Here is a 24619-nt window from a genome sequence, read left to right on the forward strand (position 1 = left end):
GCAAGGCCATCGCTTCAAGTCGACCCCCGCTCCACAATCCTGAACCCCACATCCACCACCGGCGTGCTCACCGTCTCTCCACGGCAGCGCGTCAGCACCAGATCCGCCGCAAGCTGGCCGATGGCCGCGCCGTCGATCTGCACCGTGGTCAGCGCTGGCGCCATGTCCGCCGCAAAATCGGCATCGCCGAAACCACAGATTGCAAGGTCTTGCGGCACACGCATGCCGCGTGCGCGGGCTTCTTCCATCACGCCTTGCGCGAGTTGGTCGGAGCTGCAGAAGACCGCTTCGATCCTTGGGTCCTGTGCCAGCAGTTCGCGCAGCGCCTGGCGCCCCAGTCCGAGACTGCTGGGCGATGGCACTCGCACGGTGGGCACATCATGGCCGAGCGTCGAGACAAAGCCTTCGCGGCGCACGGCCGCGCGATGATCGTCGCCAGTGGCAATGCCGAAGCGCCGCCACCCCTTCCCCAGAAAATAGCCAGCCACCGCACTGCCCACCTTGAGATGCGAAAAGCCCACGGCCATATCCACGGGCCGATCGCTCAGGTCCCAGGTCTCGACCACGGGAATACCGGAACGCCGCAGCAGGTCGCGCGATGTCTGCGCATGGACGAGGCCCGTCACCACAATGCCATCGGGTCGTCGGCTGATCATGGTGCCCAGCAGCGCTTCCTCGCGCGCATGGTCGTACCCCGTCTGGCCCAGGATCAACTGATAGCCAGCCGTATCGAGCGCATCGGTCAGCGCCTTGACCGTGGGAATGAACTGCGCCACGGCGATGTTGGGGACGAGCGCCGCCACAGTCAGGCTGCGGCGGGACTTCAGGCCACCCGCCAGCAGATTGGGGATGTAGCCGGTTGCCGCCACTGCTTCCTGCACGCGGGCGATGGTCTTGGCCGACACCAATCCGGGATTACTGAGCGCGCGTGACGCGGTGATCAGCGAGACCCCGGCCTCGCGTGCCACGTCGTGCAGCGTGACGGACTTGCCGCTGGATGTTTCAGACATGCGTGTTCAGTGGGCCTTGCGACCCTGTTTGCGACCCACTTCCCGACCCCGGGCGTCGCGGGTAAACGATGAGGCCAAGTGCCGCGATAGCGATTGACCGATGAAAATGACAACGTTAGCATTCTCCGGACCTGCTGTCTTCCCCGGCATCGCCTTCAGGATGAAGCGGGGATTTCGCGCATATTGTGCGCCGCAACAGGGTGTGATGCATCAGGCGGGCCGGAGTATAGCAACGCCTGGGCAACACGTACCGGCCGGACTCCGGCCCTTTTTTGACAACGATGTCATACGATGTCGGAAGTCTCAGACATCGCGCTGATTGATTACAGGAAGCAGATATCCCATGACCGCATTGCCCGCCGCCGACGCCATCACATCCATTCGCCTGTCGTCCTGCTACCTGCCGCTGGCCACGCCGATCAGCGATGCCAAGGTGCTGACGGGCCGTCAGAAGCCGATGACCGAGGTAGCCATTCTCTTCGCCGAGATCCGCACGGCGAATGGCCATGAGGGGCTGGGCTTCAGCTATTCCAAGCGTGCCGGTGGCCCGGGCCAGTTCGCGCATGCGCGCGAGATTGCTCCGACGCTGATTGGCGAAGACCCGAGCGATATTGCCAAGCTCTGGGACAAGCTGTGCTGGGCTGGCGCCTCGGTGGGCCGTAGCGGACTCTCCACGCAGGCCATCGGCGCGTTCGACGTGGCGTTGTGGGATCTCAAGGCCAAGCGCGCGGGCCTGTCGCTGGCCAAGCTGCTGGGGTCGCACCGCGATTCCGTGCGGTGCTACAACACCTCGGGCGGCTTCCTGCACACGCCGCTCGATCAATTGCTGGTCAACGCCGCGGCGTCCGTGGAGCGTGGCATCGGCGGTATCAAGCTCAAGGTCGGCCAGCCCGATGGCAAGATCGATATCCAGCGCGTGTCCGCCGTGCGCGAGAAGCTGGGCGACGCCGTGCCGCTGATGGTCGATGCCAACCAGCAATGGGACCGCCCCACCGCGCAGCGCATGTGCCGCATCTTCGAGGAATTCAACCTCGTCTGGATCGAGGAACCGCTCGACGCCTACGACCACGAAGGCCACGCCGCGCTGGCCCAACAGTTCGACACGCCGATCGCCACGGGCGAGATGCTGACGAGCGCCGCCGAGCACTGGGACCTGATCCGCCATCGCGCCGCTGACTACCTGATGCCCGACGCGCCGCGCGTGGGCGGCATCACGCCGTTCCTGAAGGTCTGCGCACTGGCCGACCACGCGGGCCTGATGATCGCCCCCCACTTCGCCATGGAACTGCACGTCCATCTGGCCGCAGCCTATCCGCGCGAGCCTTGGGTCGAGCACTTCGACTGGCTGGAACCGCTGTTCAACGAGCGTCTTGAGATCGGCAATGGCCGGATCAAGGTGCCCACCCGCCCCGGCCTGGGGCTGACTGTCAGCGAACAGGCCCGCGCCTGGACGCGCGAGCAGGCCGAGTTCAACGCATAAGCCAACACCACAAGAGGAGACAACCCATGAAGAAACTTCTGGTATCGCTGTTGCTGGGCGCCACAATGGCCGGCGCCCACGCCGCATGGCCCGAGAAGCCGGTCACGATGATCGTCCCATTCCCGCCGGGGGGGTCCACCGACAACGTCGCGCGCATCCTGAGCGCGAAGTTCCAGCAGACGTTCGGCGGCAGCTTCGTGGTGGACAACCGCCCCGGCGCAGCCGGCATGATCGGTGCCGCCGCCGCCAAACGCGCGCCGGCCGACGGTTACACGCTGTTCGTCTCGTCGCTGGGTCCGTTCGTGATCGGTCCGCACCTGACCAAGACCGCTGGCTACGATCCGACCAAGGATTTCGATTACATCAGCGTGGCCGTGCAAGCGCCCAACGTCCTGGCCGTGCCCGTGGCATCGCCACACAAGTCCCTGCAGGACGTGATCAATTTCGAGAAGGCCAATCCGGGCAAGATGACCTTCGCCTCGGCTGGCAATGGCACCAGCGATCATCTGACCGCCGAACTGTTCTGGCAGCAGACCAATACCACCGGCACCCATGTGCCGTATAAGGGCGGCGCACCGGCGCTGAACGACCTGCTCGGCGGCCAGGTGGATGCCACGTTCATGAACATCAACACGGCCGTGCCGCATCTGAAAGGCGGCAAGTTGCGCGCGCTGGCCATCACCAGCAGCAAGCGCTCCCCGATCCTGCCGGATGTGCCCACCATGGAAGAACTCGGCTACAAGGGCGTGACCGTGTACTCATGGCAAGCCATCGCCGCCCCCAAGGGCCTGCCCGCCGATATCAAGGCCAAGCTGCACAGCGCCACAGTGGCTGCGTTGAACGATCCGGCGGTCAAGCCCAAGCTGCTCGAACTGGGCTTTGAAGTGGTGGCCAACACGCCGGAGCAGTTCACGGCGTTCCAGGCGTCGGAGTTCGCGCGCTGGAAGAAGGTGATCCAGACCGGCAACATCACGGCGGATTGACTGCCTTGGCAGGATTGAGGGGAGGCAACGCAGACGCGGCTGGCGGATGCCGACGCGTCTGCGGCGTTGCGGCATGACGCTGCAACGCCTCCGCCAGCGGCTTGCCATTCCACACATCTGATTCGGACCTCGCGCCGTACAGGTGTCGCTGAAGTGTTGTCACCGCCTCCATCAGCGAGGCATCGCCCGTCGAGGCTGCCCAGACGTCGAGCGGCATGCCATGTGCCGCACGGGTCCAATCACCGAGTGCCAGATAGGCCGCTGCTGCATCGCTTGCCGCACAAGCCCTTAGCACCGAAGCCAGCCGAAACTCGGCACTTTCTGCGCGACGGCGCGAACGTTCGGCCTGCCACTGGCGCCATCGCGCCAGCATCGGACGACCATGCCGATACGCCAGCATGGCCACCATCGCGGCCAACAGCACACACACGCATCCAATCACGATTCGCCAGAACGAGCCGCCTTCGCCCAGCCACCCGAAAGCGGAGCCATCCGGCGCCAGCGCTCCGTCCGCGTGCCCCGACGATACCTCCACCTTGATGGCCGCCGCTTGCGAAGTCGCGGGGCGGCCCGTGGCCGGGTCCAGCCAATCGACCGTCACGGGTGGCAGCACATAGCTGCCGGTGCGTTCGAAGACATAGGTGATGGTGTCCACGCGCGTACCGCCCGGACCCGCCGTGGTTCTGGCGTTGTCCGATAGGCGCGGATCGGCCTGAAAAACGCGCACACCCGATGGCGCCGGCGCATGCGGCGGCTGGATCAGCATCGCCTGCGTCTGTGGCGCGAAGGTCGTGACGGTACGCACCAGCGCATCGCCCTTGCGCAGGGCCACCGAGCCCTTGTCGAGCGCGTGGTCCAGTGCCTGCGTCACCACCAGCCGTGCTACCGGGACCAGCGGCTGCTTCGGCCCGCCTGCGTTCACAGTGCCGCCAGCGCCCGCGCGAATGCGGGTCGGCGGGAAACTGACGCTGCCTTCGCGCGGTGCGCCGTTGTCGTCCGCATAGGTGAACCGCACCGTCGTGGCTGGCAGCTCGAAATCGCCATCCTGTTCGGCCGTGAATGCGTAGGACTTGCGGATGCCCGCATAGGCCACGCCGTTGATGGTTTCCGTGCTGTTCAGCGCGCGCTCGTCGGGCATCGTGACCACCGCGCCTGGCACCTGCAACACCGGGAAGGCCGGCGCCGACATGAAGAAGTTGGGCGCGAGGATGGTGACATCGATGCTGACCTGCTGGCCCACGCGCACGGGTTGCTGCGCGCCGACCTCGACGCGGATGATGGGTTCGGCAGCGGCAAGCGCCACGATGGGCAGCAGGCATGCAAACACGGTCAGGAGCAGCGCGGCGAGATGTCGTTGCATCACGGTTTCTGCTCAGGGGCGGGCTGCCCGCGTTGCAAGGCGAACTTGCGTTGCAGCAGATCAGTCGGCGTGACCTGGATGGCGCGCATCCACATTTCGGCGTCCTGCGCCGGGCCAATGCGCATGGACTTTCCACCCTGCTGCGGCGGAGGCTTCTCGGCATCGAGCTTGACCGCATCCGGCGGGATGTCGGGGGGTTCCTCCTGATCGTCGGGATCGGGCTTGTCCTTTGGTTTCTGCTGATTCAGCAGCGTCTCCATCAGCGCCAGATTGGCTGTGGCAGCCGGCCACTGGGGCTGGCGTTTGAGCGCCTGTCGATAACGCGCCGCCGCCTGTGCGTACTGACCCAGCCGTGCGAGCGCATTGCCCTGGTTGTATAGGGCTTGCGGAGAATCGACCCGTGCAAAGCTCTGCACCGCCTCAGCGTATTGGCCGGCGCGGTACTGGGCGATGCCACGCCACATGGCATCGTCGAACAGCTTCGCAGCGTGCGCGAAATCGCCTCGCTCGAAGGCCAGGCGGCCTTGCTGATCGTGCGTGAGCCACAGGTCTGCGAAATGCCACTGGCGCCTGGCTTCGGCAGCCTCTTGCGCGTGGAGGCCCTGCTGCGGCGCAGCCAGTACAACGGCGAGAAGCAACCCGGTGATCCAGCGGACAGTCCAGCCTTTGCGGAACCAGAGCATCGCCAGCAGCGTGATCGGCAGCATCAGCCACCAGCCCTCATCGGCCCAGCGCGTACGGTCGCCAGCCTGCACACGCTCCAGATGCGCCACCACATGGCGCTGTACCCAGGCCACGTCATCGTCGCTGCCCGGTGTAAACGTGGCCACGGGTATCCCGCTGTCATCGCCGAAGCGCTTGAACGCCGCCACGTCCAGCCGTGCGAACATCGGCGCGCCATCCTGTTCGACAACACTCCCCTCGCCTCCCCCGACATTGCGCAGCGGGCCGCCCTGCTCCGTGCCGATGGCCAGCAACACCGGCTGGCTGCGACCGCTGCCGGCCTGCGCACGGAAGGCTGACGCAGCGGCAGGGTCCACCTGATCGGTGATGAAGAGGATGGTCCCAGGCACGGGTTCGCGCGCCAGATCGGCGTCGATGGTGCGCAGCGCCTGAGCCATGTCTCGTCCCGGCACTGGCATGATGCGGGTCTGCAAGGCATCCACAAAGGTCTGCAGCAGTTGGGCATCGTCCGTCAGCGGAAGCACCAGATGCGTCGAACCCGCGTATGCATAGAGCGACGTACGGCCACCGTCACGGCGCTTGAGCAGCGCCTTGATCTTGAGTTTGGTGCGCTCCAGCCGCGTAGGCGTCACGTCCTCGGCATCCATGCTGCGCGACAGGTCCACGGCAATCGCCAGCGGGGCGCGGTCGTCGAGGAACGGCGGCCTTTCCTGCTTCCAGCTCGGGCCCGCCAACGCCACCGCGCCAAGCACGAGCAGTAGCGCAACGAGATGCACGGGCCGCCATGTCACCCGGTGACGCTCGCCGATCATCAGGGCATCGAGCAGGTGCGGCGCGATGGTCTTGCGCCAGCGCCTGCGCACATCGCCACGACGTTGCACCGCCCACACGAGCCACACGGCGGGCACGCACACCAGCAGCCACCAGGGACGCAGGAAATGAAAGTGCGAGAGCGTATCGAGCATGGCTGGCATCATTCCAGCGCGCGACGCGGGCGCGATGCCCACATCGAGTATCCGAACATCAACGCCTGATACAACAGCACCAGCGCCAGCGCGCCGCCCAGCGGCCACATGAACAGTTCGCGTCGCGGGCGCCATGACAGCGTTTTCTGCCGATGCGGCGTAATTTGATCGAGCGTGGCGTAGATCGTCTCCAGCCCCGCCTGATCGGCACCGAAGAAGTACCTGCCACCGGTCTGCGCAGCCACGCGCTGCAACACGCCGAGATCGACCTTCTCCTCGCCAGTCGCATTGGGGTCGCCAATGCCGATGGTATGCACCACCACCTTGCGTGCTTTCGCGATATCCCCGGCGCGCTCCGGCGGCATGCGGCTGGCGGTGTCGTTGCCATCGGTCAGCACGATCAGCACTTTTTCAGGGGCGTCGCTGTGCTCGAACATCTTGATGCCCAGCCCGATGGCGTCGCCCAGTGCGGTGCTTGGTCCAGCCATGCCCGGCAGCAGATCACCGATCAGCGTCTGCACCAGCCGGTGGTCCATCGTGAACGGCGCCAATGGATATGGCGCGTCACCAAACACGATCAGGCCGATGCGGTCACCGGGCCGCCTGCTCACGAATCCGCTCACCACTTGCCGCACCGCCGCCACGCGCGGAATCAGCGCTCCGGACGGATCACGAAAATCCTTCGTATCCATGGATTGCGAGAGATCCAGCGCGATCAGCAAATCGCGCGCCGGCTGCACCTTCTCGATGGGCGCCTCCAGAAACTGCGGCCGGGCCAATGCGGTAATGACCAGCACCCACGCCATCGGCGCCAGCACCCATTGCAGCCGGTTGCGACGCGGCACCACCGCGCCACTGGCGGGGGTCAGGCCGGCGGCACGCGCCACCTCGCCAAAGAACGGCAGGCGCACCGACGGGCTTTCCTCGCGATACGGCGGCAGCCACCACCACAGCAGCCATGGCAGCGGCAGCAGGACAAATGCCCACGGATAGTCAAACTGGTACATGGTGTTCCGCAATCCAGCGTCGGCACGCGCCAGCCACGGCCTGCACCTGTGCGACGGGCCACTGCGCGAGCACGGTGTCATCGCGATACTCCGCGTCGTGGACCAACGCCGAGAGCACTGGCACCGCGTCCTTCGCCGATCCGGCGTGCGCCTGCAGGAATGCCACCCAACTCGTTCCGGTCAAACTGGCCACCTCCGTGCGGGGCCACGCGGCCAATGCCGTGCGCTTGAGCAATGCCGCCATGTGCCGCAACGTAGCGGCCTGCATGGCGGGATCGAGCGTGCCCAGCTCGGCCAGTGCCTCGCGGCGATATCGATTGGCGCGATAGCGTCGCCGCGCACGCCCAGCCATCCACGCCAGCAGCAACAGCAGCAAGACACCCACAATCGGCCAGCCGATGGTCTGCGGCATCCACGATGGCGGCGGCGGCGTGACCACATCGGCCAACGTCGCAAGGGTGGGCACCTCCGCGCCATCCGCCGTGCTGTGCGTGAGACTCATCGCGCCACTCCCATGCGTTGCCGTGCTGGCGCCTGCTGCAGCGGGCGGCCCAGCAGACGCCGCAGTTGCAGCGCGGTCTCCTCGGCAGCCGAGAGCGGCAACAGCGGCACGCCGATGGCGTGGTGCCAGTCGAGCAGCGCCCTGGCATGTTCATCGACGAATCCCGCAATGCTGCGTCGCGTAGCGGCATGGCCGAAGCCCAGTTCCACCTGCAATTCTCCGTCGCTGACCACCAGTTGGCCCGAGGCCGGCAACTCGCTCAGGAACGGATCGTGAATCAGGATGGTCAGCAAGTCGTTGTGCGCGGCCATTTGCAGCATCAGGTCACGCGTGCGGGCATCGTGGCCGTCGAAATCGCTGATGACGATGATCAGCCAGTCGTGGCGCGCCATGCTGACGGCGCGTTCCAGCGCCGCATTGAGTTGCGCTGCCGAGCGCCCTGCCCGGGCATCGGCGCGCAACAACTGGTTAAAGCGCGCGATGCCGCCCAGCAATTGCTGAACGGCATCGCGGCTGCGGCGCGGCACGAATACCTCGGCCCCCTCGTCGCCGAACACGATGCCGCCCACGCGGTCGCCCTCGGCCAGCACGCGCCACGCGGCAAGCGCCGCTGCTTCGGCTGCGCTGACAGATTTCATCGCCCGCCGGCTGCCAAAGAACATGTTGATGCGCTGGTCCACCACCAACAGCACCGGGCGATCCTTCTCCTCGGTGTAGACACGCACGTGCGGCTGGCCGGTGCGCGCGGTCACGCGCCAGTCCATGCTGCGGATATCGTCACCGGGCAGGTAGAGGCGCACTTCCTCGAAGCTCAGGCCACGTCCCCGCACCTTGGACGCGTGACGCCCGGCCAGCACGCTGTGGCCGGGCTGGCGCGACTGAAAATGGAAGTCTCGCGCCGCAGCTTCCAGCGCCGCAAGCGCAGCCACGTCCACGCTGACACCGGCTGCGGGCTGGGATACCTGCGAGACCTCGCCATGCCTGGCGGCGGGCGCGGCGCGGGCGATGGCACGGAAAGGCAAGCGCATCGGCATCTCCCTGCCTTCACGCCACCGCCACCCGCTGCACCAGGCGGTCGAGCACGGCATCGGCACCAATGCCAGCGGCGTGCGCCTCGTATGACAGGATGAGCCGATGCCGAAAGACGTCGTGCACCACCGCCTGTACGTCCTCGGGCGTCACGAAATCCCGTCCGTGCAACCACGCGTAGGCACGCGACACCTTGTCCAGCCCGATCGATCCGCGTGGACTCACGCCGATCTGGATCCACTTGTCGAGGTCGTCATCCACCGGCGCGGGGGTACGCGTGGCCTGCACCAGTGCCACCTCGTAACGCGCCACGGCGTCGCTGACATGTACCTCGTGGATCTCCGCCCGCGCCGAGAAGATCGTGGCCGGCGCCAGCCGTATCGCTTGCGCCTGACCACTCGCCCCGGCCCCGGCTTCCTCCTGCCGCGCCAGCCGGACGATATCGGCCTCGGCATCCGCCTCCGGATAGCCCACGCCGATATGCATCAGGAACCGGTCCATCTGGGCCTCGGGGAGTGGATAGGTGCCCTCCTGCTCGATCGGGTTCTGCGTCGCCATCACCAGAAACAGCGGCTCCAGCTTGTGCGTGGTGCCGCCCACCGTGACCTGACGCTCTTCCATGGCTTCGAGCAATGCGGCCTGCACCTTGGCCGGTGAACGATTGACTTCGTCGGCCAGCACCAGATTCGCAAAGATCGGACCGCGCTGGAAACGGAACTCGCTCTTGCCGCCCTCGGAGACATACACCTCGGAACCCGTGATGTCCGCAGGCAGCAGGTCCGGCGTGAACTGGATGCGCGACAGGCTGGCATCGAGGTTGCGCGCCATCATCTTGATCGCGCGAGTCTTGGCCAGACCGGGCAGCCCTTCCACCAGCAGGTGTCCGTCAGCCAGCAAGCCCAGCAGCAGACGTTCGATCATGCGCTGCTGGCCCACGATGGATTCGCCCATGCGCTGCTGCAGCGCCAGTACATCGTCGCGCGTACTCATGGTTTCCTCCCCGGCTCTGCCCGTGCGGATCTGCCGCCCACGAACCACGCGTAGTAAGGATTGTCGGGATCGGCCCGCACGGCCTGCGTGATATGGCTGGCCCACGCTTGGCGGTCGCCACGATAGGCATCGAGCCCAGCGCGGTAGAAGGTGTGCAGCACTTCGCGCTCGTGCCGCAGCGTGCGCCAGAGGTTGTCATCGGCACCGGCCAGCGGCGGCTCGCTCTGCAACGCCAGCAGTGCCGATAACGTTTCGGGGAACGCATCCCGCCGCACCCAGCCCGCGTACTCGATGCGGGGACGGTCGTCGGTCACGGCGGGGGCATCGGCCGCGTACCAGTCCAGTCCGGCACGATCCGTCACCCAGGTTGCCAGTAGCGCCTCGGGCGAGCGTATGCCCACGGCCTGCAACGCCGCCGCCACCTGCGGCTGCGCAAAGCGCGCGCGAATCTGTGCCACATCCAGCGTGATCGGCGACATCGAACCCACCAGCATCATTTCGTGCAGCTCGGTGGTCCAGAGCATGGCGTGCGGAAACACGTCCAGAAAACTGCGCACCAGCATGCGCGTGTCTTCGTTGTTCTGCGTCGGCAACGGCAGCCACTGCGCTACCAGCCCGCCCGGTTGCAGCCGCGCGGCCGCAAGCCGATAGAAATCGGTCGAGTAGAGATTCACCACGCCTGCCGCCGACGGGGGCGGCGGCTCCAGCGTGATCAGGTCATATTGCTGGGCGCTGCGCAGCAGTTCGCGCCGGCCATCGCGCAAGCGGATGTCCATGCGTGGATCGTCCGCCACGCCAAAATTACCCGCGAACTGTGAAGCCGCGCGCGCCACAGGCGGCAGCAGCTCGGCCACCACGCGGTGATCCAGCCCCGGCCACGCCAGCGTGGCACCCGCCGTGATGCCGGTGCCCAGGCCGATCACCAGCGTGGATTTGGGCGTGCCGTTGTGAACGATCAGCGGCAACAGCGCCTGCAATCGCATATAGCGCAGCGACGTCATCGCATCGCCGGAATTCGATACACCCTGGATATAGAGGCGCTTGAAGCGATTCTGCGAAGACGTCTGCTCCACCACCGCCACGGTGGCGCCGCGCCCTTCCTCGTAGAACACCAGTTCGCCGCCGCGAGCACGCGCCAGCAACGAGGCGAGCCGGTCCACCGGGGCCATCGCGGCGGCGATCACCGCCAGTACGCCAAGCATCGGCACTGCCCAGCGTGCCATGGGTCGCACGTCACGGCCCAGCGCAACCGCCGTGATGCCGATGACCGATGCCGCCACCGCCAGCACCGACATCGTCCTGACCAACCCGAGTTGCGGCACCAGCACGAAACCGGCCAGCACCGTGCCAGCGATACCACCCAACGTATTGAGCGCCACGACAGCGCCCACGCCTGCACCGACGCGACGGCCATCGACGCTCACGCGCAGCACGAACGGGAATGCCGCGCCCAGCAGCAACGTGGGGATAAAGACCACGCACATCGCCGCCAGCGCAAAGCTGGCGCAGGCCGCCATCAACGGGCTGGCCGTCAGGCCCTGCACCCAGGCCGAGAGACTGCCCTGTGCCCGCAGCAGCCACTCGCCCAGCAACACGAACTCCAGCAGCGCCACCAGCCCCGCACCTGCCACCAGCAGGCCGAACGCGCCCCACGGGTCACGCACGCGCCCGGCATGACGTGCGGCCAGCGCGCTGCCAATCGCCAGCCCGGCCAGATACGTTGCCAGCACCACGGTAAAGGCGAAGGTCCGCGTACTGAGAAATTGCACGATGGCCTGCGACCAGACCACCTCGTAGCCCAGCGCAATCCCGCCAGCGGCGGCATACAGGAGCAGCGCCAACTTCCCGCTGGCAACGTCGCCCCTCGTGACGCCCGCCACCGACGGATCTGCCTGGACGGGGGCCGTCCCTGCATGAGCGCGCCCGGCCAGTCGCCATGCCACCAGCGCAGCTACCCCATTGAGAAAACCCGCCGCCACCGCACTACCCAGAATGCCCAGCAACGGCACCAGCACAAACCCGGCCAGCAGCGTGCCGGCAATCGCGCCCGCCGTGTTGGCGGCATACAGCCGGCCGCCATGCGTGCTGACGCCCGAGCCATCCCGCATCACCACGCGCATCAGGGCCGGCAGTGTCCCGCCCATGGCGGCAGCGGGCAGGATCACCAGAACGAACGGGATGACCCACGCGAACCAGCCCGTGCGCTGCTCCAGCCACGCGAACGGCATGGCGGCATGCGCCAACGCCACCGTGGCACCGATGCCCAGCACCAGCACCGCTACCTCCAGCCAGGCATAGAGCCGCATCGGATCGGCGTGGCGATCGGCGATTCGGCCAATCAGCCATCCGCCCAGCGCGAGACCGGCAAAGAACGCGCTCACCGCCGTGGTCACCGCGTGGACATCGACACCGACTACCAGTGACAACTGGCGAATCCACACGATCTGGTAAGTCAGTCCGGCCGTGCCGGACGCAAACAGGAGGACGGTTGCCCAGCGCCACATCGGATCGGCCGTACCGTCCCGCCGCACCGCCGTGGATGTCCGTATATCGGCGCCTGCCGATTGCCCCCGCCGACCACGCTTTCCGTGGAGGCTGCCCGCCGCCGCATGGGATTCGATCATGAACTGGATCATTCGTGCGAAGGCCCGCGCGAACGCGGGCCTTCGCCGGTTTCAACAGCCGTCACACTCCGACGGCCCGATGACAAACACAGAAGCCATCATTTCTTCTTGGCCCCCTCCGCGATCCGCCGGTCAACATCCTCCCGAATCTGATCGATGCTGAAGCTGGCCGGACGCTGGCTCGGCGGATAGGTGACGAAAGTCTCCAGGAACGCCGCAGCTCTCATTGTCGCGATCTCCGTCAGATAGACATTCTTGGCCAGCCAGTCGTTGTACTGGTCGGAGACGATATCCGCGCGCTCGTATGGATCCATGCGCAGGTTGAAGACCTTCGGCACGCGCAGGCACTTGAACGGGTCCTGCCAGACCTGGAAGCCGCCCGGCGTGGTCTGCTCGCAGAACACGACTTTCCAGTTCTGGTAACGCATCGCCACAAGTACGCCGTCGTCGTTGAAGTAATAGAACTCGTTGCGCGCACCCGTGTTGGTCTGACCCGTCAGGTAGGGCAACTGGTTGAAGCCATCCAGATGGACCTTGGCGTTCTTGCTGCCCAGCGAGGCGCCCTTGAGCAGCCGGTCCTTGACATCGCCATCGCCCACCGCAGCCAGCAGCGTCGGGAACCAGTCCAGACCCGAGAACATCTCGTTGCTGACCGTGCCCGGCTTGATCTTGCCCGGCCACCGGACCATGGCCGGCACGCGGAACGCGCCTTCCCAGTTGGTGTCCTTTTCGCTGCGGAACGGCGTGGTGGCAGCGTCTGGCCAGGACCACTGGTTGGGACCATTGTCGGTGGTGTAGATAACGATGGTGTTATCCGCCACCTTCAGGTCGTCCAGCGTCTTGAGCAGCTTGCCCACATCGCCGTCGTGTTCCATCATGCCATCGGCATACTCGTTGCCCGGCATGCCGCTCTGGCCCTGCATCGACTCCCGCACATGGGTATAGGCGTGCATGCGCGTGGTGTTCATCCAGACAAAGAACGGCTTGTCCGCCTGCACCTGCTTGGTGATGAACTTCTGCGCCGCGTCCGTCGTCTCGTCGTCGATGGTCTCCATGCGCTTGGTGGTCAGCGGCCCGGTGTCCTCGATCTTGCCGTCTGCCGTGGAGTGCAGCACGCCACGCGGCGAGAAGTTCTTCACGAACGGATCGTTCTTGTCCTTGGGCCAGTACGGGCGCTGCGGTTCTTCCTCGGCATTCAGGTGATACAGGTTGCCGTAGAACTCGTCGAAGCCGTGCTTCGTGGGCAGGTACTCGTCACGATCACCAAGGTGGTTCTTGCCAAACTGGCCGGTGGCATAGCCCAGCGGCTTGAGCGCTTCGGCAATGGTCACGTCCCGTGCCTGCAGGCCCACGGTGGCGCCGGGCGCGCCCACCTTGGACAAGCCGGTGCGCAGCGGGGACTGGCCGGTGATGAACGACGAGCGGCCCGCCGTGCAGCTGTTCTCGGCGTAGTAGTCCGTGAACATCATCCCTTCACGGGCAATGCGGTCGATGTTCGGCGTACGGTAGCCCAGCACGCCCATGCTGTAGGCGCTGATGTTGGTCTGGCCGATGTCATCGCCAAAGATCACCAGGATGTTGGGCTTCTTGCCCGAGGTGTTGACGGCAGTGGGCGCGGAAGCAGCATCTGGCGCGACTGGGAGATTGGACTGCGCTGGCGGCTGGGCCGGCACGGTGGTCGCGGGAGTCGCCGGCGCGGTAGCAGCGGCCGGGGTTGGCGACTGCGCGGCCGGGGCCTGTTTCGCGGACTCGTCCGCCTTCTTGCAGCCGGCGATTGCCATGATGGCAACCGCAGCGGCCACCATCGCAAGGCGCGCCCCACTCCTTGCCGAGGATGTCACCATTCGTCTTTTCAATTCATGCTCCCGGTAGTCCAGCGGTTTCAACCTGCATGCAGCATGCGAGGCGTGGCACAGCGCTAACGTTCCGTCGGCCCCGCCCCTGCACCCATGGCAATCGGCGCCTGTCGCTGCATCGCGGCCCAGCGCCCTTCGTCCAGCACCAGGCGGAAGCCCAGGTGCGACATGCTGTTGTATGGATCGGTCCCGCGCCGTGCGCTGGGTCGATAACTCAGGCAATAGTCTTCGTTGCAGAGGAAGGAGCCGCCCCGCGTCACACGCTTGGGCGCGGTGACCGGCACACCTGGCTCGGAAGGGTCCCATGACGCCACTGGGCCGTCTGGATTCGATATGGGCTGCGCCCTGACGGCTTCGCGCCGGAACTGGTCGGCGCGATACCAGTCGGCCACCCATTGCCACGCATTCCCCGTCATGTCGGACAGGCCATAGCCGTTAGGTGGGAACGTGCCGACGGGGTTGGTGCCAAGGGCACCGCCGGCCTTGGGGCTGATCACAGGAAACGGCTGGCTTTGCTGGCCCTGCCAGACATTCGCCATCTGCTTGCCATCGGGCGCGAACTGGTCGCCCCAGGCGTAGGTGGCCTGCTCCAGCCCGCCTCGCGCGGCAAACTCCCACTCCGCCTCGGTAGGTAGTCGCTTGCCGATCCATTTGGCATAGGCTTGCGCATCCTCGTACGAGACTTGCACCACGGGATGGTTGTCCTTGCCTTCGATGGAGCTGCCGGGGCCCGCCGGATGACGCCAGTTGGCGCCCGGCACATAGCGCCACCAGCGCGAGTAGTCCTGCAATGGCACAGGCCGTGCCGTGCCGACAAAGACCATGCCGCCTGCCACCATCGCGCTATCGGGCGGACGGGGCGTGCCGGGAGGCAACTGGACGCGCAGCGTTTCCCAGTCAGGCTTACGCTCCGCCGTCGACACGTAGCCGGTTGCCTCGACGAACTTGCGGAACTCGGCATTGGTGACGTGATGCTGGTCCATCCAGAAGGCGTGGACCTGCACCTTGTGTGCGGGTTTTTCGTTGGGCTGCGCCATCTTGCTGTCGCTGCCCATCAGGAATTCGCCACCGGGCACGCGCACCATGCCCACCGGCCCCGTCTTGCCATCGCCTACAAGGATGGCCTGCGCCACTGGCGTCCGGCCTTGCGCATACCAGTAGCTGGCACCGGCGCCCGCTGCGACGCCGAAGCAAAGCAGCGCGCCGACGAGAATGCGCCGACTGCGGCTACGTCCTGCGTGCTGACCACCCTCTACAGCGCGTCCCCTCATCGGCGAAGCCTCCTGACGTACAAGCCACCTGCCCCTGTGCGGGCAAAGAAATCATGTCAGATGACCAGCACAATCAGAAGTCACACTTTCTTGAACGTGAGAGCGAGTGAATTAAATTATTTGGTAAATCGCGCGCGGCAGGCGCTACGCTTTTTTTGTGGAGGATTCCGCACCACATGCCGCGCCTGGCCCATCGCTCAGGGTCGCGCAGCCGGATAGATCTGGCTCCAGTCCTGCTTCATGCTGATCACGGTCCAACCCTTCTTGCCGGCTTCGTCCAGCGCCTTGTCGAGCGTGCCGATCGAGGTCTTGCGGTCATAGGCAAACTCGCGCTGGGCGTCGTCGTGATGCACGAGCACTGCCATGCGTGGCCCGGCACCGGCCATGGTGTACTGCAGCATCTGCAGGTCGCCGTCCGAATTCCCCACGGCCAGGATCGGGCGCCGGCCAATATGTCGATAGATGCCCACCGGCTTGCCCGGGCCATCATTGATGAATTCGATCTTTGGTCCGCGCACCAGTGTCATCTGGCCGTCGCGCATGGTGTAGGTGATGCCGTAGGTCGAACCCACCACCTGCTCGGGCGGAATGCCGTACACCCGCTCGGACCACGGCCGCATGAACTCAAGCGTGCCGCCCGACACGATGAAGGTTTTGAACCCGTTCGCGCGCAGGTAATTCATCAGTTCCAGTTGCGGCTGATAAACCAGATCGGTGAAGCGACGATTGAGCGTGGGATGCCGGGCAGTGTCGAGCCAGTTGCGGATGGTCTTGTCGTACGCATCCACGGTCATGCCGCCGCTGACTTGCGCAATCAGGCTCAGCAGGCGTTTTTCTTCCTTGGCGGCGCCAGCGATATCGTTCGCCATGATCGCCTTGAACGCCGGATCGTTTTTCCATTCGGGATGCTGCGGCGCGGCAGCCTTCACCTGATCGAGCAGGAAGAAATACTGGAAGTACAGCGGATGCTCGCTCCAGAGCGTACCGTCATTGTCGAATACGGCGATGCGCTCGGCGGGCGGCACGAAGTCAGGCGAGCCCTGCCGCGTGACCCGTTCCACAAAATTGACGATGTCCTGACGGGATTTGCTATCGCGCCAGGACGGCAGCGCCGTGGCACTCGCGCGTGAGGTGGCCTGGATGGCCTGGCTTTCGCTCGCGCTCGTGGTATCCGTGCCCGATGCACAACCGCCCAGTGCCCCCAGCAACGAAGCGGCGATTGCCGCCGCTGCCAGCGCGCCTGAACCACGCGTTGTCCGACCCTTCATCCAACCCAGCGCGGCCTTCCCATTTCCGTCCATGACCATGTTCTCCATTCCGTACCGTTAACAGCGCCGGCGCCAATGCGGCGCGCCCGGCCCATATGACTCGCAGAGTATGGGCGGCAGGCCCTTGCACAGGGAATGAAAAGTTTTCGATGGAGATCTAAAAGAAATCGTGGCGACGACGCGCCCGCTCAGTGCAATGCGGGGTCCGCATAGGCTGCGGTGGTCGTTATCGACGCGTGGCCAAGTTGCTGCTGCACGGCTTTGCGGCTCATGCCGCGCGCCAGCGCATGTGCGCCGGCCGTGTGACGCAGCCAGTGCGCGCTGGCCTGTGCCAGTTGCGCCGCGCCCTTGGCATCACCAGTCGCCAGGGACTTGCCGGCTTGTGCAAAACAGCGCTTCCAGATGGCCGCCACCTGCGCCACTGACAGCGACGCATCGCTGAGGGCATCTTTGATACGGCCGATCAGCGGGGCCGTCGCCGGCAGGCGTTCGATATCGCGTCCCAGGCCGCGTGCTTCCATGTGGTCGCGCAGGGCATCGATCACGGTTTCTGGCAGCGTCACGGTACGCGTGCGGGCGCCCGGCACGTCGAGCGTCCAGCCGTCATTCATCCGCAGATCGGCCACGGTCGCCCGGGATTGTTCCGATATCCGCAAGCCGGTGGCGTAGGCAAATCGCAGCATGAAACGCAGGCGAACCGTGCGAGGATCGTCGGCGTCGAGGGTTGAGACGAACGTTTTCAGGTACTGCCACTGCACCGCACTGAAGCTGCGCTCTGCGCGGATGCGTGGCGCGGGCTCCGGCGCTGGCAGCACGGACTGGAACGGGTTGGCTGTCAATCGCCCCTGCTCCACCAGCCACGCGCATAACGCCTTGACGATCTTGACGGCATGGCGGACGCTTGCTGCCGACAGCGGCCCCTCGAACGGACGCCATTCGGGACGGTCGCGCGGTGTGCCACGCCTGCCCACCCATTGCGCGGCAGGCTGCGGATCGGCAAGAAAGCCGGTGTAGGCGCTGCCATCCTCCGCAGTCAGGTCGGCCAGTGCCCGGCCCCGCGCATGCACCGTCCAGAGCAGGAAGCGCTCCGCCTGCGTGCGATAGGCTCGCCACGTATGACTTGTCTCGGGCAGATAGTGATCCAGCCAGGCTTCGATGGCCGCTGCATCGGCCTGTGCGGGTCCCTGCCGTAGCGTCTCCAGCGGTGCCACGGACGCCAAGCCCATCGTCGAAACGGCGAATGATTGATCCTGCAGCCACGCCTCGATGTCTTGCGCGGTGGCTACGCCGATTCCGCGAGCATGGCGATACCACTGTCGCGGATCGTCGGAGATGGCTGCGCGCAATGCATCAAGCGTATGCCAACCGGCGGCGACGAGCTTCTCGGCAACAGCAGGGATAAACCAGCCAGCCACGGCGTCGCCCGGCAGCGGACGCACCAGCAGCAAAGGCTGCAAGGCATCGAGCGCGCGCAGCAACTTGCGCTGGCGAACCTGACGCGCCGTTACCGTTTCCTGCGGCCGGGTACGGATCAGCGCCAGCCAGACCGACTCCGTCAGCAACGTGGCCTCGCCATCCTGCCGGGGCCGTGTGGCCAGTCGCCTGACGCCGCGCGCCAGTTCATCCTCGATCCAGCCTAGCGTCGAGCGAGCCTGGCGCAGATCAAGACCCTGCCCGAGATACCGGGCAGACAGCCGCCCAAGTTCCAGCCCTTGCAGATGACCGCGATAGAAGGCGAAATGATGAGGACCCAGTTGACGCGCGGGCGCAACGGCCGGGCGTTGGCGCCGGCGGATCGATGTGCCGGCATGAGGTACAGCTTGTGACAAGGCGAAACGGCAGCGACGCGCGAAGAAAAAACGAAAGGCGCGATGATACCCGAGGCGCGCCGCCGCCATGCCCGCCCGATGCCGTGGCCTTATCCAGCCGGCTTGCGGGCTTTTTCCAGTTCGTGGCCCCACGCGCTGAGCGGTTTCAGGTCGCGGGCGTCGTACTCCAGTTCGGCAATGGCGCCATTGGGGAGCACGATTTCAACCTCGTAGGTCCAGCGGCCGTGATCACGATCGAGCTTGATTTCAATGACGTCGCCGTTGTACTGACGCGTCACCGTATCCAGCACCCGCGAGATCGGCACGATGTCTCCGGTGCGCAGCGCGGCGCGAGCGCCGTATCCATCGCTATCGGCATGTACCACACCCGCAAATGCGGTGGCGCCTGCCAGCGCGGCGACAGACACCAAGTGGGAAAATCGAAAAACTTTCATGGCAATCACCCTATGCAGCGTCAGAAAAACCCTGCATTCGATGATGCCAGCGCGGTAGATCGCCTCTTTGTTTCAGGTCACAAGGCGCGCTCAGAATACGAGTGTAGCCGTCGCCTGTACCGTGGCCGTGCTGTCCAGCCGGTTCTTGCTGCTGACCGTGGGCACCCAGCGCAGGCTCAGGGACAACGGCGCCTTGCCACCGAGCTTGGTGTCGTAGGTAATGATCGGACCCAGCGCGAAGTCATGTCCCCGGAAACCGTTCAGGCGATCTGCCACCGGACCGGAATCGTTGCCGAGTTGCTGCACCGTGCCCATCACGAGACCGGCACCCCAGTTGCCGAATTTCTTGACACCCATGACATCGAGCGTGAACAACGGCGCGTTCTGGTAATCGGTCGCCGAATTGCGGGTGTAGAACTGGAACGCGGCCAGTGCGTTGAACTCCAGTCCGTATTGCGGCATCAGGTGCGTGTATACCACCTGGGGCACGAAGGTCCAGGTGTTCAAGCCGGGATTGGCCAGCGCGTTCTTGTCGTAGTGCCCGGTCGGCGCCCACACGTTGAAGCTCAACGCCATGTGGCTGGTCTTCGAGAAGTGATAACCCGCGACGATGGGACTGAAATAGATGTCGTAGAGATTCGATGCACGATCCGACGACCCGCGCGAGAACGACCCGCCACCAGGGCCGGCGAACGTCGCGCTGGTATGCACGGTCGTCCACACATAGGGAAGCGTGAAGCTCGATGCAAAATTCCACGCGCCGGGGCCGGTATCCCAGACCTTCATGATGGTGGCCAAGGTCAACGCGACCTTGGCGTCGATACCGGCCGTGGTACGTCCGCCAATCGGAATCTGGCGCGCCCCGTCGATCGAACCGTCCAGATAGATCTGCTGGAGATTGGCAATCCAGACCGGCTGGTCCGGAATCACGCCCGCATTCGCCGACACATTGGTCCCGGCCACCGGCCGACCCAACGCCCCTTCCGTCGCGTGTGCAATCGGGGACAGCCAAAGTCCGCCTGCGGCCATTGCGCCGAGAATCGCGGTACTTACGCGTTTCATGCTGTCTCTCCTGAAGGGGCTGCTTCGGGCGCCAGGCGCCCGTTGTGAGGCGAATACAGCATCCTCGCAGATTCACGGGCAATTGGAATTCAGTCTTCTTTGCCCGTGATGTAAAAGATTTCAGCCGCGTCCGCCGTCGCCTTCCCCTTCGGAATTAGACTGCTCCCCGGGTCTCCACATACAGCGCGTACACCGAGTGGCTACTGGCCATATAGAGCCGGTTCCGCTTGGGGCCGCCGAAGCACAGGTTCGGACAGCGTTCCGGCAGGTGGATATGTCCGATGGCCTTGCCCTGCGGATTGAAAATCCGCACGCCGTCCAGCTTTGACGGGTCTGCGCCCGCCGCGCCGTTGCTGCCCCAGCCTGCCCAGATGTTGCCGTCGATATCGACCTTGAAGCCGTCCAGCGCCCCCGGACCGTTCGCATCGAGCAACCGGGTCTTGTTGCCCAGGCGGCCGTCCGCACCCACGTCGTAGGCCCACATGAGCCGGTTAGGCTGGGCGCGCGACTCGATCACGTAGAGCTTCTTCTCGTCAGGAGAGAACGCCAGCCCGTTCGGACCGTTCAGGTCGCCAATCACCTGCGTGACGCTGTTGTCGCTCGGATCGATCCGGTAGACCGCGTGCGGCAGTTCCGATGCGGCCTTGTCGCCCTCCCACTCCCCCGAAATGCCGAACGGCGGATCGGTAAACCAGAGCGAGCCGTCTGATTTGCACACGATGTCGTTGGGCGAGTTAAAGCGCTTGCCCTGGTAGCGATCGGCCAGCACGGTGATCGAGCCGTCGTACTCGGTGCGCGTCACGCGGCGCGTCAGGTGTTCGCAACTGATTAATCGGCCCTGCTTGTCCCGGCAGTGCCCGTTGGTGAAATTGGCGGGCGAGCGGAACACGCTCCACTGGTTCGACGTTTCATCGAACTTGATAATGCGGTTGTTCGGGATATCGGAGAACAGCAGATACCGGCCATCGGCAAAATAAACCGGGCCTTCCACCCAGCGGAAGCCGGTAGCTACCTGCTCCACCGTCGAGCTGAACAGCCGGTACTTTGCGAAACTCGGGTCGAGGATCTCAACGGCAGGATCGGGATAGCGCTGCGCCGCCTTGAACTCGAAGCTCTGGGCCAGTGCGGAGCCGCTTGCGACCACCGCGCCCAATGCGGCGCCAGTCTTAAGCAGACGTCGGCGACCTGCGTTGACGCCTTCGGCGTCAGTCATGAATGCATCCATTTGGCTTGTCTCCTGATGTCAGGGGTCTATGCCCCGATTACATTGTTGTCAGACATCCTATGATGAAAGTCTATGCTTAGCAAGCACTTGTACGATGACATCGGCGAGCCTTTCATGCCCTTTCGCCATGACCCCTTCATCAGCACGGATTTCGCGGGGTGCTATCGTCTGGCTTCGCGCGTCCGGCACAGGACGCCAGACCAGCTATCTCAACTCCTGAAGCCCGCCCAACCACCCATGGCAAGCGCTCTCCTCCTAGAAAACATCCACGCCAGCGGCCAGCAATTGCTGACCCGCCATCAGATCGATATCGCCACGCAGCCTAAGGCTCTGGCCGGCGACCCGCTGTTGGCTGCCGTGCGCGACCATGAACTGCTCGGCATCCGCTCGGCTACGCACCTGACCGCCGAGACCTTTGCCAACGCCAAGCGGCTGCTGACCGTGGGCTGCTTCTGCATTGGCACTTCCCAGGTAGACCTGGGCGCTGCCGCCCATGCCGGCATTCCCGTCTTCAATGCACCGTTCTCGAATACCCGTTCCGTGGCCGAGCTGGTCATCGGCCAGGCCATCATGCTGATGCGCCGCGTACCCGAGAAAAGCCGGGCCGCGCACGTGGGCGAGTGGCAAAAAACGGCCAAGGGTTCATATGAAATCCGGGGCAAGACCATGGCCGTGATCGGCTACGGCAATATCGGTGCACAGGTCGGTATCCTGGCCGAAGCCATGGGTATGCGCGTGGTGTTCTACGACATCCGCCCACGCCTGTCGATTGGCGGCGCAGTGCCGATGCACTCGCTCGAAGACGCCGTGGCCAACGCCGACGTTGTCACACTGCACGTTCCCGCCACGCCGCAGACCAAGAACCTGATGAACGCCAAGGCGCTGGCATCGATGCGTCAAGGCAGCATCCTGATCAATGCGTCGCGCGGCACGGTCGTCGATATCGACACGCTGGCCAAGCTGATCGACGAAGGCCACATCGCGGGCGCCGCCATCGACGTGTTCCCCGAAGAGCCGCGCAGCAACACCGACCCGTTTGTCTCACCCCTGCAAGGCAAGGCCAACGTCATCCTGACGCCCCACGTCGGCGGCAGCACCGAGGAAGCCCAGGAAAACATCGGCGTGGAAGTGGCCACCAAACTGGCCAACTTCCTGGAAACCGGCGCCACCATCGGCGCGGTCAATTTGCCGCAGATCCAGCCGAACCCGCTCGACTCCCCGGCGCGCGTCCTCAATATCCACTACAACCGTCCTGGCACCTTGTCGCACTTCAACCAGGCGCTGGCCCAAATCGGCGCGAATATCGAGGCGCAGCAGCTGCAAACAGAGGGGGATATTGGTTATGCGATTACCGATATCAGCCTTGTCCCGCCTGCGGGATGGGCGGAAAAGCTGATGCAGCACGACGCGTTTATCCGGTCGCGGGTAATCGTTAACGGCTGAGGGAAATTCCAGCCCATTGCCGGGCGCCGCAATGTGTGCCGCGCCTGGCAATGGTTATACCTCTCAAGACTTAAGTCCAAGCACGCGATCCAGCACAACCGCGCCGGCATCGGGACGTCCCAACGGTGCGATCCTGTCTCGCATTCCCGCCAATAGCGCGGGTTCCCGGAGCAGCCTGGCGATACGGTATTCAAGCGCGGCGGCGTCGATGGCCTTGAGCGCAACGCCCTGCTCCAACAGAAAATCGGCATTGCGATCCTCCTGTCCGGGAATGGGCGAGTTGACGATCATCGGCAACCGCATCGCCAGACACTCGGATGTGGTGAGTCCACCGGGCTTGGTGATGGCGAGATCGGCGCAAGCCATCAGTCGCTCCACCTCCAGCATGAACCCTTGCGGAAACAGCCGCCCCGGAAATTGCGCCGCGACACGCTGGAGCGACTCCAGTAATTGTTGATTCTTCCCCGCCAGGGCGACGAGCTGAAAGTCGCCTTCCATCGCCAGCAAACGGGCAGCCAGGACATCGATGCCTCCCAGCCCGGCACCTCCCGACATCATCAGGAAAGTCGTGCGTCCCGGATCGATACCGAATGCTGTGGCGCAGGCACCGCGATCGAGTGGCTTGCCAAATGCAGGCATGATGGGAATACCGCTAACGTGTACCGATGCGGCATCCACCCCGCGTTCGCGCATGCGCCAGGCAATTTCCTCATTGGCGACGAAATACCCTCGCATATTCGGTACGACCCACATGCTGTGCAAATCGAAATCCGTCACCTGCACCCAAACCGGTACATCCAGACGCCCTTTTGCTATCTCGCGCGATAGCAGCTCGGCGGGCAGGAAGTGCGTGCAGATAATCGCGTCCGGGCGCTGACGCCGGATTTCAGCCAGTAAGGCACGGCAATTCAAGCTCTCGACCGCGCGGCGCATTTTCTGGCCCCAGGCGTCGGACGCCGCTTCATCCGTCTTCTGGTACAGGTAACCCCACAATGCGGGCTGATTGCTGACCAGCTTGATATAGAAATCGGTGTACAAGGCACGGAAGCCGGATGGTACGAAATCCATCACATCAAGATGTTCAGCGCCGATGCCGGTGGGCAGTTCATTGGCAAACGCGCGGATGGCTTCCGCCGCGCGCATGTGACCCGCGCCGGCACTGACACTCAAAAGCAGGATTTTCTTCATGATCGCGGTGTCGGGCACGTCGAATTCACGTGCAAGTCCCGAACTGTGTCTTCGTGGCAGGCGGGGAATGTAGCACCACGAAACCCTGGTGCAATGCACGTTCGTCACATGGCGTGACGACGGTCAAGGTAGGTACAGGTATGGACGCTACCTGCCTCGCATGGGAAAGCGACTTCCTCCCCACTTAAGAAGGGCAGCTTCCGTTAGAATTCGGGCGCATCTTTCGTCCCTCGAAAGTCGCAAGCGTTCCTTCGGCACGTTTTCACATTGTTCGACCTTGCCCCATCGTTTCCCGTATCTGGTTGCCGCCATGTGGATCGCGATGATTCTGGCGGCCCCTCCAGCCGCAAGCGCGGTCCATACAGCCTCGTCGACCCAGACGCCGGATACCGTATCGGCGCAACTGGAC

Annotated in this window: 19 protein-coding genes; 3 read left to right on the forward strand and 16 right to left on the reverse strand. The window is 64.7% G+C overall.

Annotation, left to right across the window (positions count from 1 at the left end; translation table 11 throughout):
* Window positions 1-14 precede the first annotated feature (14 nt).
* On the reverse strand, window positions 15-1010 hold the full coding sequence (locus tag GA566_RS20180; protein WP_160473841.1) for a LacI family DNA-binding transcriptional regulator: 996 nt from the start codon (window positions 1008-1010) through the stop codon (window positions 15-17).
* Window positions 1011-1353: 343 nt separating this feature from the next.
* Between GA566_RS20180 and GA566_RS20185 the strand changes: the two genes are divergently transcribed.
* On the forward strand, window positions 1354-2490 hold the full coding sequence (locus GA566_RS20185; protein WP_160473842.1) for a mandelate racemase/muconate lactonizing enzyme family protein: 1137 nt from the start codon (window positions 1354-1356) through the stop codon (window positions 2488-2490).
* 26 nt (window positions 2491-2516) lie between these two features.
* Window positions 2517-3473, forward strand: coding sequence for a tripartite tricarboxylate transporter substrate binding protein (locus GA566_RS20190; protein ID WP_137925545.1), 957 nt, complete (start codon window positions 2517-2519; stop codon window positions 3471-3473).
* On the opposite strand, the gene GA566_RS20195 is transcribed toward GA566_RS20190, so the two are convergent.
* The 14 genes from GA566_RS20195 to GA566_RS20260 form a co-directional block, all read right to left on the reverse strand.
* Window positions 3460-4833 carry a BatD family protein gene (locus GA566_RS20195; protein WP_160473843.1) on the reverse strand — a complete coding sequence of 458 codons (1374 nt, stop codon included), beginning with the start codon at window positions 4831-4833 and terminating at the stop codon, window positions 3460-3462. The genes GA566_RS20190 and GA566_RS20195 overlap by 14 nt on opposite strands.
* Window positions 4833-6491 (reverse strand): VWA domain-containing protein, encoded by a 1659-nt coding sequence (locus tag GA566_RS20200; RefSeq protein ID WP_160474680.1) that lies wholly within the window; start codon window positions 6489-6491, stop codon window positions 4833-4835. The genes GA566_RS20195 and GA566_RS20200 overlap by 1 nt, the downstream gene beginning before the upstream one ends.
* Window positions 6491-7489 (reverse strand): VWA domain-containing protein, encoded by a 999-nt coding sequence (locus GA566_RS20205; protein ID WP_160473844.1) that lies wholly within the window; start codon window positions 7487-7489, stop codon window positions 6491-6493. Before GA566_RS20205 ends, GA566_RS20200 begins: the two co-directional genes overlap by 1 nt.
* Window positions 7476-7991 carry a DUF4381 domain-containing protein gene (locus tag GA566_RS20210; protein ID WP_160473845.1) on the reverse strand — a complete coding sequence of 172 codons (516 nt, stop codon included), beginning with the start codon at window positions 7989-7991 and terminating at the stop codon, window positions 7476-7478. Before GA566_RS20210 ends, GA566_RS20205 begins: the two co-directional genes overlap by 14 nt.
* A complete protein-coding gene (locus GA566_RS20215; protein ID WP_160473846.1) occupies window positions 7988-9019 on the reverse strand; it encodes a DUF58 domain-containing protein in 1032 nt (343 codons plus the stop codon). The genes GA566_RS20210 and GA566_RS20215 overlap by 4 nt, the downstream gene beginning before the upstream one ends.
* A 16-nt stretch (window positions 9020-9035) precedes the next feature.
* On the reverse strand, window positions 9036-10010 hold the full coding sequence (locus tag GA566_RS20220; protein ID WP_160473847.1) for a MoxR family ATPase: 975 nt from the start codon (window positions 10008-10010) through the stop codon (window positions 9036-9038).
* The gene (locus GA566_RS20225) at window positions 10007-12634 is read right to left on the reverse strand and encodes a fused MFS/spermidine synthase (RefSeq protein ID WP_160473848.1); all 2628 of its coding nucleotides are present in this window, start codon (window positions 12632-12634) and stop codon (window positions 10007-10009) included. The genes GA566_RS20220 and GA566_RS20225 overlap by 4 nt, the downstream gene beginning before the upstream one ends.
* 98 nt (window positions 12635-12732) lie before the next feature.
* Window positions 12733-14478: an arylsulfatase gene (locus GA566_RS20230; protein ID WP_237380526.1), complete on the reverse strand. Its 1746-nt coding sequence runs from the start codon at window positions 14476-14478 to the stop codon at window positions 12733-12735.
* Window positions 14479-14552: 74 nt separating this feature from the next.
* A complete protein-coding gene (locus GA566_RS20235) occupies window positions 14553-15761 on the reverse strand; it encodes a formylglycine-generating enzyme family protein (RefSeq protein WP_160473849.1) in 1209 nt (402 codons plus the stop codon).
* Window positions 15762-15958: 197 nt separating this feature from the next.
* Complete coding sequence (locus GA566_RS20240) at window positions 15959-17029, reverse strand: HAD family hydrolase (protein WP_160474682.1); 1071 nt, start codon at window positions 17027-17029, stop codon at window positions 15959-15961.
* A gap of 188 nt (window positions 17030-17217) precedes the next feature.
* Window positions 17218-18858 (reverse strand): tyrosine-type recombinase/integrase, encoded by a 1641-nt coding sequence (locus tag GA566_RS20245; RefSeq protein ID WP_237380530.1) that lies wholly within the window; start codon window positions 18856-18858, stop codon window positions 17218-17220.
* Between the two features lie 89 nt (window positions 18859-18947).
* Window positions 18948-19292: a PepSY domain-containing protein gene (locus GA566_RS20250; protein ID WP_137925536.1), complete on the reverse strand. Its 345-nt coding sequence runs from the start codon at window positions 19290-19292 to the stop codon at window positions 18948-18950.
* A gap of 90 nt (window positions 19293-19382) precedes the next feature.
* On the reverse strand, window positions 19383-20354 hold the full coding sequence (locus GA566_RS20255; RefSeq protein WP_160473850.1) for a transporter: 972 nt from the start codon (window positions 20352-20354) through the stop codon (window positions 19383-19385).
* A 154-nt stretch (window positions 20355-20508) separates the two neighbouring features.
* On the reverse strand, window positions 20509-21579 hold the full coding sequence (locus GA566_RS20260; RefSeq protein ID WP_237380532.1) for an SMP-30/gluconolactonase/LRE family protein: 1071 nt from the start codon (window positions 21577-21579) through the stop codon (window positions 20509-20511).
* 237 nt (window positions 21580-21816) lie between these two features.
* On the opposite strand from GA566_RS20260, the gene serA reads away from it, so the two are divergent.
* Entirely contained in the window at window positions 21817-23022 is a 1206-nt protein-coding gene (gene serA, locus GA566_RS20265) for a phosphoglycerate dehydrogenase (RefSeq protein WP_160473851.1), read from the forward strand.
* A 63-nt stretch (window positions 23023-23085) separates the two neighbouring features.
* Here serA and GA566_RS20270 read toward each other — a convergent pair whose 3' ends face one another.
* Window positions 23086-24210, reverse strand: coding sequence for a galactosyldiacylglycerol synthase (locus GA566_RS20270; RefSeq protein ID WP_160473852.1), 1125 nt, complete (start codon window positions 24208-24210; stop codon window positions 23086-23088).
* Between the last annotated feature and the right edge of the window lie 409 nt (window positions 24211-24619).

Origin of the sequence: Cupriavidus sp. SW-Y-13, from assembly GCF_009793345.1 — a bacterium.
Lineage (GTDB): Bacteria > Pseudomonadota > Gammaproteobacteria > Burkholderiales > Burkholderiaceae > Cupriavidus.

Bases quoted from the DNA above. Each gene is read 5' to 3' on its own strand.
- GA566_RS20180 (WP_160473841.1), bottom strand. From the start codon at position 1,010: ATGTCTGAAACATCCAGCGGCAAGTCCGTCACGCTGCACGACGTGGCA.
- GA566_RS20185 (WP_160473842.1), top strand. From the start codon at position 1,354: ATGACCGCATTGCCCGCCGCCGACGCCATCACATCCATTCGCCTGTCG.
- GA566_RS20190 (WP_137925545.1), top strand. From the start codon at position 2,517: ATGAAGAAACTTCTGGTATCGCTGTTGCTGGGCGCCACAATGGCCGGC.
- GA566_RS20195 (WP_160473843.1), bottom strand. From the start codon at position 4,833: ATGCAACGACATCTCGCCGCGCTGCTCCTGACCGTGTTTGCATGCCTG.
- GA566_RS20200 (WP_160474680.1), bottom strand. From the start codon at position 6,491: ATGCCAGCCATGCTCGATACGCTCTCGCACTTTCATTTCCTGCGTCCC.
- GA566_RS20205 (WP_160473844.1), bottom strand. From the start codon at position 7,489: ATGTACCAGTTTGACTATCCGTGGGCATTTGTCCTGCTGCCGCTGCCA.
- GA566_RS20210 (WP_160473845.1), bottom strand. From the start codon at position 7,991: ATGAGTCTCACGCACAGCACGGCGGATGGCGCGGAGGTGCCCACCCTT.
- GA566_RS20215 (WP_160473846.1), bottom strand. From the start codon at position 9,019: ATGCGCTTGCCTTTCCGTGCCATCGCCCGCGCCGCGCCCGCCGCCAGG.
- GA566_RS20220 (WP_160473847.1), bottom strand. From the start codon at position 10,010: ATGAGTACGCGCGACGATGTACTGGCGCTGCAGCAGCGCATGGGCGAA.
- GA566_RS20225 (WP_160473848.1), bottom strand. From the start codon at position 12,634: ATGATCGAATCCCATGCGGCGGCGGGCAGCCTCCACGGAAAGCGTGGT.
- GA566_RS20230 (WP_237380526.1), bottom strand. From the start codon at position 14,478: ATGGTGACATCCTCGGCAAGGAGTGGGGCGCGCCTTGCGATGGTGGCC.
- GA566_RS20235 (WP_160473849.1), bottom strand. From the start codon at position 15,761: ATGAGGGGACGCGCTGTAGAGGGTGGTCAGCACGCAGGACGTAGCCGC.
- GA566_RS20240 (WP_160474682.1), bottom strand. From the start codon at position 17,029: ATGAAGGGTCGGACAACGCGTGGTTCAGGCGCGCTGGCAGCGGCGGCA.
- GA566_RS20250 (WP_137925536.1), bottom strand. From the start codon at position 19,292: ATGAAAGTTTTTCGATTTTCCCACTTGGTGTCTGTCGCCGCGCTGGCA.
- GA566_RS20255 (WP_160473850.1), bottom strand. From the start codon at position 20,354: ATGAAACGCGTAAGTACCGCGATTCTCGGCGCAATGGCCGCAGGCGGA.
- GA566_RS20260 (WP_237380532.1), bottom strand. From the start codon at position 21,579: ATGGATGCATTCATGACTGACGCCGAAGGCGTCAACGCAGGTCGCCGA.
- serA (WP_160473851.1), top strand. From the start codon at position 21,817: ATGGCAAGCGCTCTCCTCCTAGAAAACATCCACGCCAGCGGCCAGCAA.
- GA566_RS20270 (WP_160473852.1), bottom strand. From the start codon at position 24,210: ATGAAGAAAATCCTGCTTTTGAGTGTCAGTGCCGGCGCGGGTCACATG.